Source organism: Vibrio alginolyticus NBRC 15630 = ATCC 17749, from assembly GCF_000354175.2.
Lineage (GTDB): Bacteria > Pseudomonadota > Gammaproteobacteria > Enterobacterales > Vibrionaceae > Vibrio > Vibrio alginolyticus.
Window position 1 is genome coordinate 74,986 of the sequence record NC_022359.1, and the last position, 17,330, is coordinate 92,315.

Consider the following 17,330-nt stretch of genomic DNA (forward strand, 5'->3'; position numbering starts at 1 on the left):
AAAGTGTCAACCCATATCAGGACGGGTCACCAAACTCTGTTATTGTCTCTGCTTATTGATTTAAGCTAAGCCTCGATCACCTACCTCATCTGGCAACTGATGCAAAAGCCATTCTCTAAAACGTTTGACGCTGGCTGGGATTAAACCTCTATTTTTAGGTTCAAGCATAGAAAAATTGGAAGGTGTTGAAAGCACGTGTTCGACTGGCCTAACTAAAGCACCGCTTTGTAAATAGTCGTCCACTAATGACCCCCAGGCTAACGCGATGCCCTGACCATTAATTGCCGCTTGTAACAGCATTGGATAGTTATTGATGTTCATGCGATTACGAGGCGAAATATTTGGCAATCCTACACTCGCAAACCACTGCTCCCAATTCACCCAATCTCTTTGAGACTCTTCCAGATAGAGTAACGTTTTATTGAAGATTTCTTCTGGCTCACTAGGCTGGCCGATTTTCTCTAGATAAAGCGGGCTACACACAGGGAATACTTCTTCTGAGAATAGCGTTGTCACGTCCATTTCCGCAGGTGGAGTGCGACAATAAAACAAGGCGATATCGCAATCTAATCGGCGTAAGTCCAACACATTATCTGAGGCCAATATCCTTATATCGATGTCATCATGTTCATTTTGAAATTGGGCAACCTTAGGCAACAACCACAAGGCTGCCATTGCATTTGTCGTCGCAACCGTGATCTTTTGTTCGCCCTGCCACTTCTTCACTTCACCCGTGATTTGAGCAATATCGAGCAAAGATTGGCTGACAGCTTGATAATATTGAAGACCTGTAGGCGTTAAATTAATGCTTCGATTGGCTCGCGTGAACATAGCCTTGCCTAAGTATTCTTCTAATTGTCTAATTTGGCGACTGATAGCACCTTGGGTCACGTTTAGCTCGTCAGCGGCTAACGTAAAACTCAAGTGCCGCGCCGACGCTTCAAACGCAACGAGGCTATTTAAAGGAGGGAGGGGTTTGATTTTCATGTATCTTCCAGTAAGGCAGTATTGTAATTATTTTTATTCCCGGCAATCTTATGTTGCACGTGGATAATGCCATTCTGGACAACACCTCAAAAACGACAATTTATAAATGATAAAAAATAGAGATGAATCATAAATTGTTGTGAGAGAGACTGCCGTATACAGTTTCGTGGCTACAACGAGCACAAAAAGAGGAGCAGTTACTCCTCTTTTGCCTAGCCTTTTGCTCACTTTCTTCGAGTTAGCCCATCTACCCTATTGCCAGTTTAGTACTCGCGTAACGCGCTTTTTTCTTTCTTGGACTGGCTAAGAAGTACGCTAATGTAAGAGGCCCTAATCGTCCCATAAACATCATGAAGATGATCACTAACTCACCCGGTTCGGACAAACTGCCCGTTAAGCCTCGCGATAACCCAACCGTACCCAGTGCCGAGACCGCTTCGAACATAATATCTAACATAGACGCTTTCTCTGTCAGTAACAGCGTGAATATGGCAAACCAAGTCACCCCCACCGAGATCAGAGTCAGCGCCAATGCCTTGCTGATGGTCTCTTTGGGAATCTCGCGTTGAAAGGCATAGGTTGCTTCATCGCGACGCAAATAGCTGTAAGTTGCCAAGACCAATACCATAAATGTCACAACTTTAATGCCACTTGCCGTACTCAATGAACCACCGCCGATAAACATCAACACCAGAATGATCGCCGTTGTGGCATCTTCCAACTGATCGATAGCTAAAGTATTGAACCCCGCCGTTCTTGGCGTCACCGCTTGAAACCACGATGCCCACCATTTCCCTGCTTCGCTCAAAGGGGCAAGCGTGTTGGGGTTGTCATATTCAATCAGGTAAATCGCGATAAGTGCCACCACGTTAATGGTCACCGTGCCTAAGATCATCATTCGACTGTAAACGGTGAGTCGGTGCCAACGGCGATTGCGTTTTAAGTCAATCCAAACCGAGAAGCCTAAACCACCAATAATGAACAAACTGGTAATGGTGAAGTTAACGATCGGGTCGTCCACGTAAGGCATTAAGCTATCGGCACTCAACGCAAAACCTGCATTGTTAAACGCACTGATGGTGTAGAAGAAACCATGGAACAAACTGGTTTCCCAGCCCAGCTCTTCACTCCAATAAACGCTCAAAATAGTGAAACCAATAAGTTCAACGAGCAGAGCGAACATCAATACAGATTTAGCAGTGGCAATGAGTGTCGATGAATCAGTCTGGTTGAACGCCTCTCTCGCGACTGCTCGCTCCAAAAAGCCAATTTTTCCGCCCAGAGCCAGCAAGGTCACGATAGCAAACGTCATCAAACCTAGGCCACCACATTGAATCAGGAAAGCAATAACCACTTGCCCAAAAGGCGTAAACGCCGTGCCCGTGTCCACCACAACTAATCCCGTCACCGTAATGGCCGATGTTGCTGTAAACAGGCTTTGAATCCAAGTGATGGGCTCTGTGGTGGCAATCGGCAGTTTGAGTAAGACCGTGCCGAGCATGATCAAGCACGCAAAGCTGAGGCTAAGTATTAATGGCGGTGCGCCCAACAATTTTTTGCCCGCTTTGGGTTTTCGCTCGATTGGGATAACAGAGGGATGCCACAAAACCATGTTACACCAACCTTGGAGCGACGTATTTCAGCTCAGCGCGACTACCGCAAAGCAACAGCGTGTCGAACTCATTAAGCACAAACTCATCATTGATATTGGTGTAGACGGCTTCTTCGCGCTTCACCAAGATAGGCTGAATGTTGTAACTGCCTCGGCTGATCAACTTAGAAAGCGGCGTATCGTGCAGATTGGATTTAACGTGGATTTCCACCACATACAAACCATGCCCCATTTCCAAATAGTTGTTCACCATCGGATAGTTGAGTGCCTGCGCGACTCTTACGCCCATCTCCTCTTCCGGATGAATAATGCGTTGTACACCAAGCTTAGACACGATGGTGTGGTGTGCTTTGGTGCTCGCTTTGACCCAAATAGATTTCACACCCAGATTTTTCAGCGCCAGCGTACACAACAAACTGGCTTGCATGTCTTCGCCAATCGCCACCAACACCACATCACTGTTCGCTAACGCTAACTCTCTGAGTGCACCTTCGTCTGTTGCGTCACATATGACCGCTTGCGTTAACTCTTCGACGTATTTTTCGACGATTTTCGGGTCGCTATCCACCCCCGTTACGGTGTGTCCAAGATGAATAAGTTCTAAGCTGGCGGCAACGCCAAATCGCCCTAGACCAATTACTGTAAAGTGAGCCATATCAATACCTAACTGTGTTTTATGTATAGAAAATGCTAATGCGTTAAGGGTTAGACTGATTTTCCGTCACGGAAAATAGGCAACACGAATCCTGTTCGAGTGCCGATAACCAGCACTAAACCTTGGCATTAACGTTGATTAAATTTGAAATTTAGTGGTGCTTGGACGCCTCAAGCACTAAACGATAACCCAGCCCCGGCTCGGTTTTTAATAGCCGCTGTTCGTCAGCACTATCGTTCAGTTTTTTGCGTAGTTGACTCACTAACACACGTAAGTAGTGAGTATCTTCGACATGACTTTTTCCCCAAATCACCGCTAGCAAATGAGTTTGCTCAATGAGTTTTCCCGGCTTGAGAATCAACTGTTCAATGAAAGAAAACTCTTTCTTGGTGAGTGGAATTTCCCTCTGATCCAACCAAAATTGGTGAGTACTTTTGATGATTTTGACTCGGCCAGCCACCAGCTCATCAGCGACGGTTTGCTCATCCACCAAATCTCGAACCAGCACTTTGATGCGCGCGATGAGCTCTTTTACGCCAAAAGGCTTGCTCAAGTAATCATTCGCGCCCGCTTCTAAAAGGCGGATTTTTTCCTCTTCTTGATCGCGAGCTGTCAGCACTAGCACTGGCGTTTTATACGTCTGACGAAGCGTAGTGAGAAACTCCTTCCCATCGCCGTCGGGCAAGCCTAAATCTAGCAGAATGACGTGCGGCGAATGTGCTTCGAAACACGCTTTGGCTTCTGCAATGGTACTCGCGCCAATGTAATCAAACCCTTCAGCAGACAGCGAAATTCGAATAAAGGTATGAATGCGAGGCTCATCGTCCACGACTAAAACTTTGTAACTCACGCCTGCTCTGCTCCTTGATTGAGTGGAAGTAGAATGCGGATCAGCGTCCCTTCTGATACTGGCATAGATTGAATCTCTCCTTGGTGTGCGATGATGATGCCTTTGGCAACCGCGAGTCCCATTCCGGTGCCTGAATCGGCCGATTTGTTGTTCGCGCCGGAATAGAAAAGGTTGAATATTTTTTCCGCATCTTCAGCTTTGATGCCAATCCCCATGTCCCGAACATCAATCACGCACGACAAAGCCTGCTTAGAAAGTGAAACCTCAACAGATTCATTCTCTGGTGAAAATCGCATGGCATTATCCAGCACATTAAAAATCGCTTGTTCGATGAGCGAACGACTTACTGATAAATAACCAACGGAATCATCCATATTCATGGAAACTTTCTCGGTGTAATTCGGCAAACGAGAAACCGCATCCCGCACAATATCTGCAATCAGCTCATCTTTTTTGGTAATTTTTAATGTGCCATGCTGGAGCTTAGTCGCCTGTAAAAGGTTCTCGATATATTGGTGCAAACGGTGGCTTTCTGAAGTCGCACTGTCGAGCAATTCTTTGCGCTCTAAGTCATTGAGCTTGGGCATGTACTCGTTGAGTGTGGTCAATGTTCCAATAATGGTTGCCAGCGGCGTGCGTAGGTCATGGGACACCGATAGCAGGATGCTGTTTTGCAGCTTGGTTTGTTTTAACTCTCCCTGCTGGCGACGATAAAGATCCGCAAAGGTGCTGGTGATAAATGCCACCACCATAAACACGACTAAATTAAAAATGTCTTCCGGACGAAACATCTGCAAAGAGTAACGAGGCGTCGTGAAAAAGAAGTTGAAGCTCAACGCTTCGATCACCGCCGCTGCATAAGCGAATCGCGAGTTGCATTGAAACGCCACTACCACGACCGCTAACTGTAAAATCAGCAGGACTGCGGCTGTAGAGCCAAACAGTTGGTCTAACAGCCATGAGACGACAACCGCACCAACAATCACGGTAGTAGAAAAGAGAAAGGTGTTATCTCGCCATTGAACAAACATAAAATACATCAACCAAAATTCGATGTAGAAAACTTTAGCAAAAGCCCATTCGGAGTTCGCGTAAAAAAAGCGTAAAAAATTCAATAACGACAGTGAGTTATAAACATAATCATCATTAAGTTGGCCTAACTCAATGAATAATCACAAGTTAACGTTGTCCATTAACGCCTACTTACTCGGTATAAACGACAGACACAAAAAAGAGGAGCATTTGCTCCTCTTTCGTGTAGCGTCATATTAGATGACTTGCAGTTGAGCATCACCTTGCTCAGACAAAAATCCGCCGGTTTGATGCTTCCACAACTGAGCGTAAACACCACCCAATTGCAGCAGCTCGTAATGCGAGCCTTGCTCAATGATTTTGCCGTCATCCATTACAATCAAACGATCCATCGCGGCAATCGTTGATAAACGGTGAGCAATCGCAATCACTGTTTTTCCTTCCATCAGAACTTCAAGGTTTTCTTGAATTGCCGATTCTACTTCTGAATCAAGTGCAGACGTTGCTTCATCCATGATCAAAATTGGCGCGTTTTTCAGCAGAACGCGAGCAATCGCCACACGTTGACGCTGACCACCAGACAGCTTCACACCGCGTTCACCCACTTCAACGTCATAGCCAACGTTACCTTGCTCGTCTCGTAGAGATTGAATGAAATCATGAGCATGTGCTTTCTCAGCAGCTGCGATAACGGCATCCATTGAAGCATCTGGATCACCGTAAAGAATGTTCTCTTTAATTGAGCGATGTAGCAAAGAGGTGTCTTGCGTGATCATACCGATGTGTTGGCGAAGCGACTCTTGTTCAACTTGAGAAATGTCCTGTCCATCAATACAAATCTTACCGCTATTTACGTCGTAAAAGCGCAGCAACAAGTTGACCAACGTGGATTTACCTGCCCCAGAGCGACCGACAATGCCGACTTTTTCGCCCGGTTTGATAGTCAGATTCAAGTTCTCAAATACTGCCTTCTCATCACTGTAGTTAAAACCTACGTGATCAAAGCAGATCTCACCTTGAGAGATTTGCAAAGGCTTAGCATTTGGTACGTCTTTCACTTCAACATCGTTTGAAATCGTATTAATACCGTCTACTACTGTACCGATGTTTTCAAACAGTGCGCTAACTTCCCACATGATCCACTTCGACATACCTTGTACGCGCAACGCAATACTGATGGCAATCGCAATAGCACCAATTGTTACAGCGTGATCTAGCCATAGATAAACCGAAATGGCACTAATAGACATCAGCAGCAAATAGTTGATGGCATCCACACTAAACAGTAAACAAGTCACCATGCGCATTTGGCGGTAAACCGTCACCAAAAATTGCTTCATGCTGCTTTCTGCGTATTCCAACTCTCGTTGCGAGTGTGCGAATAGCTTTACGGTAGATATGTTGGTGTAAGAATCGACAATGCGCCCAGTCATTACAGAACGAGCATCCGCTTGCTCTGTCGCTACTTGTTTCATTTTAGGGATAAAGTAGAACTGGATAACCGCGTACATTCCTATCCAAATCACAATAGGTAACATTAGCAAACCATCGGCTTCGCCCATCATCCAGAGCATCGAAAGAAAATAAACGCTGATATAAACCAGTACATCCACCAGCTTCATGACCGTTTCTCGTACCGCTAACGCACTTTGCATCACTTTGGTCGCAACTCGGCCTGCAAAGTCACGCTGGAAAAATCCAACCGCTTGTTTTAGCAAGTAACGGTGAATCAACCAACGGATAGACATCGGGTAGTTACCCAATAACGTTTGGTGCATCACCATTGAGTGGACAAAACCGAGAGCTGGCATCACAACCGCCACTAAGAACAGCATCATTAGCATGCGATCACCCTGGTCTTGCCAGAATGTTGCGCGTTCTTGATTAGAGAGAATATCGACGAGCTCGCCCATATAACGCAACAGCGTCACCTCAGTAATGGCAATAAGCGCACTGAACACAGCCATAACGAGTAAAGGGGCTTCAAAGCCACGAGTGTAAAAACGACAAAAGCCAAATAGCGTCTTCGGTGGCTTTTCGGTTTCCATCTGGGGAAAGGGTTGGGTCAGTTTTTCAAACCAATTGAACATAACAATGACTTTAGGTACCGCGAATGAATTTGCGAACGTTTTACTATCTTTTGATACAAAAGTCAGTAAAATACCGAAACAAAAGCTCAAATGATAATAATTACAATTAAGCTTAGCGTTAATCATAATTATCGGGAATAGATTTATGCAAAAGAATAACTCACTGACCATCGCTATCCGCAACGCGTTGGTTTGTGCTTTAGCACCTACAGCAGTGGTTGCATTCACAGCACAAGCTCAAGAAGACGTCGTACAAGATGACGTGATTGCCATGGAGACCATAACGGTCACCGCGCAAGCACTTAAAGTAGAAACCCCGGCAGCAGAAACGCCGCGCAGCGTATCTATCATTTCTGAAGATGAACTTCGTGTTCGTGCACCGAAAAAACTAGATGAAGCATTACGCTACACATCTGGTGTAACCGCTCAGCCTTATGGCGCAGACAACGACACTGATTGGTTCAAAGTTCGTGGATTTGATGCAGCGACTTACCTAAACGGCAACCGTCTATTCCGCGATGGTTACTACACATGGTTGGTCGAACCTTACGGCCTAGAAAGTGTAGAAGTGGTTAAAGGCCCATCGGCTATTCTGTTTGGTGAATCGGCACCAGGCGGTATCGTGAATGCGGTGCAGAAAAAACCAACGTTTACGCCTCAAGGCGAAGTAAAAGTCGAAGTTGGCAACAACCAACACCAATCCGTAGGTTTTGACATTGCTGACGAAGCAAACGACGCAGGCACTGTGCGCTATCGTTTGGTTGGCTTGATGACAAGCCAAGATGGTGAACTGGACGGCACAAATAACGAGCGTTTCTACCTAGCGCCAAGTGTCGAGTTCGACATTTCTGACCGTACAATGCTGACCGTTTTGGCAACTTACCTTCATGATGACGGTGTACCAACTAACCCATTCTTCCCGGCAGCAGGTACTCTGATTGGTTCTAACTTTGGCAAAATCGATCCTTCGACTAACCTTGGTCAGCCAAACTACGATAAATACGAACGCACGCAGTTTTCTCTAGGTTACTTACTAGAGCACGACATCAATGACACGTGGTCACTCTCGCAAAACCTCAACTACGGTTCGAATGAGTTGTACTTGCGCAGCTCTTACGCGTTCTCAAACAACGATCCAGCGAAAGAAGAGTTAACGCAAGGCATCGTATTCCGTGACGGAAAAAACCAGAGCATCACGTTCGATAACAATGCTGTCGGCAACTGGATGACAGACAACGCAGAGCACACAGTGCTTATCGGTATGGATCTGCAATTCCACAAAACCGATGGCGACGAGCAAGACAACTATGCATTTGGCACTATCAACCCGTGGAACCCAGTTTACGGCAACTTCACCCCTCTTGATCCTGCCAACAACGTGAAACGTGAGATTGAGAAATCTCAAGCAAGTCTCTATTCACAATACCAATTGAAACTGCATGAACAGTGGATTGGTAACATCGGTGCTCGTTACGACTGGGTGAAAACAGAAAACTCTGGCAAAGGCGCTACCGTTGATCAAAGTGAATCTCGTGATGATGGTCAGCTCTCTCTAAGTGCGGGTGTGATGTACCTTGCAAACAATGGCCTGTCACCTTACGTAAACTACTCTCAGTCGTTTGAAGTGATCAGCACTATTGATGCGGCAACCAATGAACTTTACAAACCGCTGGAAGGCGAGCAAGTAGAAGTGGGTGTAAAGTATGAGCCAAGCTTTATGGATGGCTTTATCAACCTTGCATGGTTCGACATCACGCAAAAGAACGCGTTGGTCACTAACCCATCAACATGGATTGCGACACAAACAGGTGAAGTGACATCTCAAGGTGTTGAGCTAGAAAGCACGGCGCAGCTAACCGACGATCTAAAACTGATGGCAAGCTACACCTACACTAAAGCGAAAACAGATGAGAGCTTTGGCCAAGGTAAAAAACAAGCCGCACTTATTCCTGAGCACCAAGCGTCTGCATGGGTAGACTACAGTGCCTACAGCCTGATTCCAGGCCTCAATATCGGTACTGGTGTGCGCTACGTAGGTGAGTCAAAAGATAACCCTAAGAGCTCGAACCTAACGGTTCCTTCTGTCACTCTTTGGGATGCGTCAGTCACTTACGACATCACTTCACAGTGGCAAGCACAGCTAAACGTGAACAACATCCTAGATAAAGAGTTTGTTTCAGGTTGCGATTACTGGTGTTACTACGGCCAGTCTCGCTCTGTTATGCTAAACGCAAACTACCGCTGGTAATTGTACTTCTACTCCCCTCTATTGAGGGGAGTTTTCTCCTAAGAGCCATCCATGTTTCAACTGTCTAATATTCAGATCGTGCGAGGTGGACGTCAGATCCTCGGCATCGAACAACTTAACATCCCAACAAATGAGCTAACGGTCGTTTTAGGCCATAACGGTTCAGGTAAGTCGACACTGGTGAACCTGCTTTCTGGTCAAATGCCACCAGATAAAGGCACGGTAACACTAAACGATACTTCCCTTTCATCACTCAAAACCAAAGAGTTGGCAAAACAGATCGCCTATTTGCCACAAAAGCTGCCCTCTTCGGCTGGTTTAACGGTAGAAGAGCTAGTGCGCTTAGGTCGCTTTCCGTGGCGTGGGGCACTTGGTCGTTGGAAAGCTGAAGACAAACAGATCATCACGCAGGCTATGGAACGAACAGGGGTTACACCTTTTGCTCAAGCTTTGGCGGATGACTTATCGGGCGGCGAGCGCCAACGTGCTTGGGTGTCTATGCTACTGGCTCAACAATCGCCAATTTTAATTCTCGATGAGCCAACCTCGGCGCTCGATGTTCACCATCAGTTTCAACTAATGGCGCTGCTGGCAGAACTGAATCGAACCGAGAATGTAGGCATTATCGTGATCCTGCACGATCTGAACTTAGCACTGCGCTACGCCACCCACATTGTTGCGCTCAAAAAAGGTAAGATTGCCTTTGAAGGCAACGCCGACATGTTGTTAGACGAGGCACGCCTTTCTAAACTATATGAGTCACCAATTAAGCTGATTGAACACCCAAGCCCGGCTAACACATTAGCGAGCCAAAAGGTGGCTGTTGTATGCGCATAATAGCTCGTTTACTTACTGTGGTTACACAATCTGCTTTTCTCCTCGCATTTTTTATGACCAATGCACATGCAGTCATCACCGTTACCGATGAATATGGCGAGCATAGTTTTGAGCAAGCGCCTCAACGCGTTGTAGCCTTAAACTGGGACATCTTAGAACAAGTTTTGGCGCTAAACGTAGAACCAATCGCAGCCCCAAATTTACCAGGCTACCGCCAATGGGTCGTCAATCCAACTGCACCAGAGTCAATTGAAGATATTGGAACCCGAGCAGAACCCAACTTAGAAAAAATAGCCAGTTTGAAACCAGATGTCATCCTTGCTGCGTCTCCACAGCAAGACTTGATTCCGTTACTCAAACAAATTGCTCCGGTAATCTATTTACCTAATTTTTCTGAAAATGAGGCCGCAGCTGAAACGGCCATTCGTCACTTTCGTACGCTCAGCAAGCTATTCAATAAAGAGGCACTTGCTGAACAGAAACTGGCAGAATTAGATGCTTCATTTGCGCAGATGCGCCAGCGAATTCGCCACTATTACTCTTCTCCACTCAGCGTTCTTGTGATGCGATTTTCAACTCCGAATACTGTATTACTTGCAACCGAAAACTCCACCACTGACTACGTGGTTAGAAAACTGGGATTACAGGCTCCAATTAAAGAGGACCCACGAGCGTGGGGAGTAAAGCAAGATCGAATCAATCGGCTTCAGGGCCTTCAAAACAGCTACGTTCTCTACGTACAACCTTTCCCAGAAGAACGAAAACTGAAAGAGTCGCCACTTTGGCAAGCGATGCCGTTTGTGAAAAAGCAGCGGGTAAATTCAGTCAGAGCAGTGTGGGCGTATGGCGGTGCCATGTCTTTGCAATACACCGCTGAAGCGATTACCGACAGTCTAATAGAGTTGGCACCAGAACAATGAGAACGAAACATTATATTGGTTATCTGGCGCTGATTACGTTACTTAGCGTCTTTAGCCTACAAATTGATACTAATTTATCACTTTTCGAACAATGGCAATTATTAACAAAACCAGAGGTAGCAACCGAGTTTCGTGATGTATTCTTTACGCAAGCGCAACTTCCTAGGTTAAGTATGACCCTGCTTGTTGGTGCCATGTTTGGTCTCACCGGCAGCTTAATGCAGCAATTAACGCAGAATAACCTCACCTCGCCGTTGACTCTTGGCACCTCTTCTGGTGCTTGGCTTGCATTAGTCGTGGTAAACATTTGGTTCGTCGATTGGGTCGCCGATTACTCTGCATTAGCCGCAATGTTTGGGGCTTTAGTGGCGTTTGGCCTGATCGTATCAATTGCCGGTGTGCGTAATATGACAGGTTTGCCGTTGGTCGTTTCGGGGATGGTGATCAATATCTTGCTCGGTTCTATCGCCACAGCCATTATTATTTTAAACGCCCAGTTCGCACAGAATATTTTTATGTGGGGAGCAGGAGACCTCTCTCAATACAGCTGGGATTGGTTTGAGTGGTTATTGCCTCGCTGCGCTATCGCAATCGTAATTTTGATCGTCGCACCACGTATTCTGACCTTAATGAAACTAGGACAAGAAGGCGCAGCAGCCCGAGGCTTAGCGGTATTACCCGCGTTTGGTGCGTTAATGGTGATGGGTATTTGGCTGGTATCTGCCTCCATCACCGCAGTTGGTATTATCAGCTTCATCGGATTACTGACACCCAATATTGCCAGAGCGATGGGGGCAAGAACACCGCGCGACGAATTGATCAGCAGCATGCTTTTGGGCGCAATGCTACTAATCATCACAGACTCTGCCGCTATCTCGCTGAGCTTATGGTTAGAGGAAACCATTCCTAGCGGTGTAGCGGCTGCAGCTATTGGCGCTCCCGCTTTAATTTGGTTTACTCGTAAAAAGCTGACGGCAACCGATCAACTTAACCTTTCAATGAGCCAAGGAAAAACGGCGCTTTCTAAACGCGCGGTATGCAGCATTGCGCTATTCAGTCTGGTTGGGATTCTAGCTTACTCATTCGTTACCCATGGTATAAACGGAATTCAATGGTCTGTGCCAGGTGAGTTCCAATGGCAATTGCGTTGGCCGCGAATGTTAACCGCACTTTCTGTCGGTATTGCGCTATCCGTTGCCGGAATCATTTTGCAACGCATTGTTTATAACCCTCTGGCAAGTCCCGATATTCTCGGTGTGTCTTCCGGAGCCACGTTTGCCATTATAACGACAGGAGTCATCGCTGGGTCGCTTCTCTCCGCATTTAGCTGGGGTATCGCTTTTTTCGGAAGTATGTCCGTATTGATGTTATTGCTGATTATCGGTAAACGAAGCCATTTTAATCCATCTAACTTCGTGTTGTCCGGCATCGCACTAACGGCACTATTAGAAGCCCTCGTTCAATTTTCGCTAGCTCAAGGTTCTGGTGACAGTTACAAAATTTTATTGTGGCTAACTGGTTCTATTTATCGAGTCACAGCCGACACCGCACTGATGCTATTTTTGGCCATAATAGTTCTGCTTGCCGCTGTATTCTCGATTTCTCGTTGGCTAACACTAATTTCCATCGGGCGACAATTCTCAAATGCACGAGGGCTTAACCCTACCGTAGCCAATACGCTTATGCTCACCATCGTTGCTTTGTTATGCGCCTTTTCTACCGCTACAGTTGGTCCAATATCTTTTGTTGGCTTGGTAGCTCCCCATATGGCGATGATGTTAGGAGCAAGAAAAGTGAAAGAGCAACTGTGTGTCGGTGCCTTAATTGGCGCAACCCTAATGTTGTGGGCAGATTGGCTAGGACAAATCGCTATTTATCCAAGTCAGGTCGCAGCTGGCACGTTGGTCGCTATTATAGGCAGCACTTACTTCCTATTTTTAATGCTGAAGAGTAAATTCAGCTAAGTTGGGAATATTGTTACAGCCTAAAAATACGCTAAGAAAAACAAACCCCGCTATTTTGATAGCGGGGTTTGAAATTAAAGGCGAAGTACGATGCTCTATTCTTCTCGCACTACAGGAAAACGTTGCTCATAAAGTTCCATAAAGTCCTTACGAATTAAGTGCTCTAAGTGGTTCGCTTTATCGGTTGGGCAGAAAATCATCACGTGCAGAATTTGTTCACCATTAATGTTACTAGAAATATGCATATGTGGCTCAGAACCAGGAAGGTCAACACCGGCATGTTTTTCAATCATCGCATTGTAACGATGTGCAACATCAGCAAAGTAACTGCAATGTTCTTCAATTTTATCAGTTAAAATCGGTAACAGTGGATACAAATTGACGAAGTCTTTCACCACTACAGAAAAGTTGTGGTAAACGTACCGCTTCATGAAGTTGAGGTTCTTTACTGGATAGGTAAAGAACATACTATTAGGCAATGTCGCTGTTTTGCCGGTGTAATGATATTGCCCGTGATGCAGGTCGATCTCTTGAATCACCGTCGCCATCATATTGTGCTCAATCACTTCACCGCATAACTTCCCGACCTCAATCCAGTCCCCAACGCGAAAAGAACGTGAACTTGCTCTTTGAATCGAACCCGTAAAACACAAAATGATTTCTTTGGATGCCACTACAATGGCAACGGCAATCGCCGTTACACTCAGAGCAAACTCGTTAATTTCTGATTGCCATAAAATAAATAAAATCAGTAATGTAACAGCAAAGGTGCCATTTTTAGTTCTGGACATCCAACTACGCTGATCTTCTGAGAGAAAAGCGTGATCACCACGAATCATCGATAAAATTGCACGACGAATTAACCACATAATCGCAAAGATCAGTGCGGTAAAAATCAATTTATGAGTGAGAAGAAAATCGACAACTAACTGCACTTTCTCCATTCCACGGCTCCCTCGAATAAAAATACGGCCCAGTAACAGCTAACGATAACAAATTATTTTGTCTGTTGTCCGTGCTCACTCAAGTCTTTTTGAAATTACTCCTCTCTGAAGGCGCGATTCATGCTTTCTGTAATTGGCTTTATTAGGTAGCTCAATGGCGTTCGTGGCTCAGATAAAATAAGCACTTCGGCATTCATGCCTGAGGTTAAACGATGTTTTGTCACATCTTCCGGTGAAATTGCAATTCTAGCGAGATAAAAATCTTCTTGGTTTTCTTGCGAGAGCTTATCGGCAGAAATCGTCAGCACAGTACCGTCTAAAGGTGCCAACGTCCGTGCATTCAGAGCGGTCAGACGAACATGCGCTTGCTGGCCTGGATTCACTAAATCAATATCCTGAGGATTAACACGAGCCTCGACTAACAACTTATCGTCTTGCGGGACCAGTTCTAGTAACGTTTCACCCGAGCCAATCACACCTTTTTCGGTAAACACTTGCATGTTGACTACGCGACCAGAAATAGGTGCGTTGATCGTTGTTCTTGCGACAATATCTTGAGCGGAGCGATATTCTTCCCGAATTGCGACAATTTCCGTTTTGGTATTTCGTAGTTCCTCGACAATCTCATTCAGCCTTTCAAGCTTCAACTCTTCAATTTGAGCTAGGTTCTCATCTAACCTTTTTCTAACGGTGAGCGACTGCCTATCTAACTGGCTTAAGGTACTTCTCACCTCCGCTGCTAAGCGCTTGAGTTGAAGTAAAGTAGATTTTCCCGAGAAACCTTTTTGCACCAAGGCTTGGTTGCTGTCTATTTCTTCAGCAATAAAGTTGAGCCGTTCCGTCTCAATCACTTTGGTTTGCTGAAGGTTTTCAAGCTCTAAGTTTGCTCCAGAAATACTCTGCTCAATGATACTCAGTTTACTATCAAAGAATCGCTTTCTCGCTTCAAAGATCTTGTTTTGAACCAGTTGTGCTTCTTGTACGATATCGACACGGGGAATGCTTTCAAGATCATCAGACCATACAATCGTTGGAAGCTCATCAAGCTCCGCACTTAAACGGTTTTCCTTTGCTAGAGTATGGATAAAACGACCACTTAACGAATCCAACTTAGCCATAGCTTGACGCTTAGAAAGTTGAATTAATAACTGACCTTTTTCGACTAAATCCCCTTCCTGTACATATAGCTTTTCAATAATACCGCCTTCTAAATGCTGAATTTCTTGTCGCTTAGTGAGAACAGACAAATCACCATAAGCAATCGCTGCACTTTCTAATTTGGCTGTTGCAGCCCAGTAGCCAAGGCCTCCAAGAAAAACACTTAAGGTCACCACACCAAGTAAAATTGGTTTTCGAAAGCTTAGTCTCGCTTTGGGGCTAAAACGGTATACGATCTCGGTAGAACTCTGATTAACGGTTGGCAGTTGATTGCTCATTTCTTACCCTTGGGATATCTGTTCTGTCTTCGCCCATCAAACGTTTTAATACTTCATCTTTAGCGCCGTATAACTTGACTCGGCCGTCAGCCAAATACAACAGCCTATCCATTTGTCGTAACGTACTCGGATTGTGGGCAATGACGATAATCGTTGTACTCTGTGCTTTTAAATGGGCAATCAAACGTTGATACGCAGCCTCTCCCTCACCATCGAGGTTGGCATTCGCTTCATCGAAAATCACAATAGATGGGTCGCCATAAACGGCTCTTGCAAGAGCGATTCTCTGCCTTTCCCCCCCAGATAAACCACGGCCATTTTCACCAATAATGCAATCATAGCCTTTGTTTTTCTTGAGTATTAATTCATGACATCCTGCTAGTTGAGCCGCCTTGATGACTTTAGCGGGGTCTTCTTCTTTAAAGCGCGCGATGTTCTCTCGAATTGTGCCAGGAAATAACTCCACCTCTTGAGCGAGATACCCAAAATGCACGCCGCGATCTTCAGATGCCCATACGGAGACTTCCATTCCATCAAGAGTCACTTTACCCGCTAATGGCTTAACCGTACCTAATAACAGCCGAGCAAACGTCGATTTACCCGTACCAGAAGGGCCAATCACCCCAACAGCAACACCCGGAGGAATCGATAAGCTGATCGATGAGAGCACTGGTTCGGTTGCTCCAGGATGGCGATAGGCCAGTCCGGTAAGCTCATAGTGTCCTTTTGGTTTAGGCAGTGGCATATCTGATTCATCTTGGCGCACGATCGCATCGATTTCTTTCAACCTTTTATAGGCGCCTTTAGCAGACATCGCGCTTCGCCACGTGCCTATCGCCTGCTCCATCGGCGATAATGCCCGACTCATTAATATGGAGCTCGCGATCATCGCCCCTGCCGTTATCTCATGTTGGATAACTAACCATGCACCACCTCCCAGTAAAAATATCTGTAATGAGCCACGCACAAACTTAGAAAAGTTAGCCATGTAGATAGACTTACCTGCAACTCGCTCTTCAAGCACATTCACTTCGCTCACGCGCGACTGCCACTTCTCTAAAAATGCATTCATCATCCCCATTGCGAGAATTGAATTGGAGTTTTGCGTGGCTAATTCTGCGTTGTTGATATGAGAAATCGCTCTGACTTCGCTCTCTTGCATTGTTTTACGCGTCATTAGCTCATTAAGTAGACCTAGGCTAAACAATACGATAGATCCAAGTAACGCGATGTGACCTAGTATCGGGTGCAATAAATACACAAATAAAATAAATAGCGGTGTCCAGGGCGCATCCAACAGTGGATAAGGTGCTTGACTGCTCAAAAAGCTTTTGATGTTCTGAATGTCTCTCAGAGTTTGCGAGGTATAACTCTTCCCAGTATGTGATTGATATTGAATCGTGCGCTTGAGCATGAAAGCGGAGAGTTTTGTGTCCATCCAATAACCAAAAGATTTACTCATTTGTGCTCGTGCAATGTCGATGATGGACATGGTTAACAGCGCAACAATTACGATGACAGTGAGCAAGAATAAAGTATCGGTTGAGTAGGAAGATATCACTCGGTTGTACACTTGAAGCATGTACAACGGAATCGAGAGAACCAATAAGTTGATAAAAAGGCTAAAAACGATCAGCAAGCCCGCAAGCGTGCATAGTTTTTGTTTCACTTCTTTGAAAACCGTTTTTTGCACGACTACTTCCGTTTAACGTGAAAATTGTAGGCGCCAGAAATACTAGCGCCTAGCTTAAGGTA

Annotated in this window: 13 protein-coding genes; 4 read left to right on the forward strand and 9 right to left on the reverse strand. The window is 45.5% G+C overall.

The annotated features are described in order from the left end of the window. Window positions 1-60: 60 nt before the first annotated feature. The 6 genes from N646_RS15665 to N646_RS15690 form a co-directional block, all read right to left on the reverse strand. Window positions 61-987 carry a LysR substrate-binding domain-containing protein gene (locus tag N646_RS15665; protein ID WP_005392445.1) on the reverse strand — a complete coding sequence of 309 codons (927 nt, stop codon included), beginning with the start codon at window positions 985-987 and terminating at the stop codon, window positions 61-63. Window positions 988-1,234: 247 nt separating this feature from the next. Continuing rightward, window positions 1,235-2,599, reverse strand: coding sequence for a TrkH family potassium uptake protein (locus N646_RS15670; RefSeq protein WP_017821849.1), 1,365 nt, complete (start codon window positions 2,597-2,599; stop codon window positions 1,235-1,237). Window position 2,600: 1 nt separating this feature from the next. Next, a complete protein-coding gene (locus N646_RS15675; RefSeq protein ID WP_005375180.1) occupies window positions 2,601-3,254 on the reverse strand; it encodes a potassium channel family protein in 654 nt (217 codons plus the stop codon). Between the two features lie 151 nt (window positions 3,255-3,405). Next, window positions 3,406-4,104, reverse strand: coding sequence for a response regulator transcription factor (locus tag N646_RS15680; protein ID WP_017821850.1), 699 nt, complete (start codon window positions 4,102-4,104; stop codon window positions 3,406-3,408). Then, window positions 4,101-5,135, reverse strand: coding sequence for a sensor histidine kinase (locus N646_RS15685; RefSeq protein ID WP_021035855.1), 1,035 nt, complete (start codon window positions 5,133-5,135; stop codon window positions 4,101-4,103). The genes N646_RS15680 and N646_RS15685 overlap by 4 nt, the downstream gene beginning before the upstream one ends. 237 nt (window positions 5,136-5,372) lie before the next feature. Then, window positions 5,373-7,226: an ABC transporter ATP-binding protein gene (locus tag N646_RS15690; protein WP_021035856.1), complete on the reverse strand. Its 1,854-nt coding sequence runs from the start codon at window positions 7,224-7,226 to the stop codon at window positions 5,373-5,375. 145 nt (window positions 7,227-7,371) lie between these two features. On the opposite strand from N646_RS15690, the gene N646_RS15695 reads away from it, so the two are divergent. The 4 genes from N646_RS15695 to fhuB are packed head-to-tail and all read left to right on the forward strand — an operon-like array spanning window position 7,372 to window position 13,195. Continuing rightward, on the forward strand, window positions 7,372-9,474 hold the full coding sequence (locus N646_RS15695; RefSeq protein ID WP_017821853.1) for a TonB-dependent siderophore receptor: 2,103 nt from the start codon (window positions 7,372-7,374) through the stop codon (window positions 9,472-9,474). Window positions 9,475-9,525: 51 nt separating this feature from the next. Further along, complete coding sequence (locus N646_RS15700) at window positions 9,526-10,311, forward strand: ABC transporter ATP-binding protein (protein ID WP_017821854.1); 786 nt, start codon at window positions 9,526-9,528, stop codon at window positions 10,309-10,311. After that, complete coding sequence (locus tag N646_RS15705; protein WP_017635312.1) at window positions 10,302-11,231, forward strand: iron-siderophore ABC transporter substrate-binding protein; 930 nt, start codon at window positions 10,302-10,304, stop codon at window positions 11,229-11,231. Before N646_RS15700 ends, N646_RS15705 begins: the two co-directional genes overlap by 10 nt. Then, a complete protein-coding gene (fhuB, locus tag N646_RS15710) occupies window positions 11,228-13,195 on the forward strand; it encodes a Fe(3+)-hydroxamate ABC transporter permease FhuB (RefSeq protein WP_017821855.1) in 1,968 nt (655 codons plus the stop codon). The genes N646_RS15705 and fhuB overlap by 4 nt, the downstream gene beginning before the upstream one ends. A 95-nt stretch (window positions 13,196-13,290) precedes the next feature. Here the strand turns inward: fhuB and N646_RS15715 are convergent, their stop codons facing one another. The 3 genes from N646_RS15715 to N646_RS15725 all read right to left on the reverse strand — a co-directional run bounded on the left by N646_RS15715 (window position 13,291) and on the right by N646_RS15725 (window position 17,268). Next, the gene (locus tag N646_RS15715) at window positions 13,291-14,139 is read right to left on the reverse strand and encodes a mechanosensitive ion channel family protein (protein WP_005375171.1); all 849 of its coding nucleotides are present in this window, start codon (window positions 14,137-14,139) and stop codon (window positions 13,291-13,293) included. Window positions 14,140-14,234: 95 nt separating this feature from the next. After that, on the reverse strand, window positions 14,235-15,575 hold the full coding sequence (locus tag N646_RS15720; RefSeq protein ID WP_005383906.1) for an HlyD family type I secretion periplasmic adaptor subunit: 1,341 nt from the start codon (window positions 15,573-15,575) through the stop codon (window positions 14,235-14,237). Further along, the gene (locus N646_RS15725; protein ID WP_017821856.1) at window positions 15,550-17,268 is read right to left on the reverse strand and encodes a type I secretion system permease/ATPase; all 1,719 of its coding nucleotides are present in this window, start codon (window positions 17,266-17,268) and stop codon (window positions 15,550-15,552) included. The genes N646_RS15720 and N646_RS15725 overlap by 26 nt, the downstream gene beginning before the upstream one ends. Window positions 17,269-17,330: the final 62 nt, after the last annotated feature.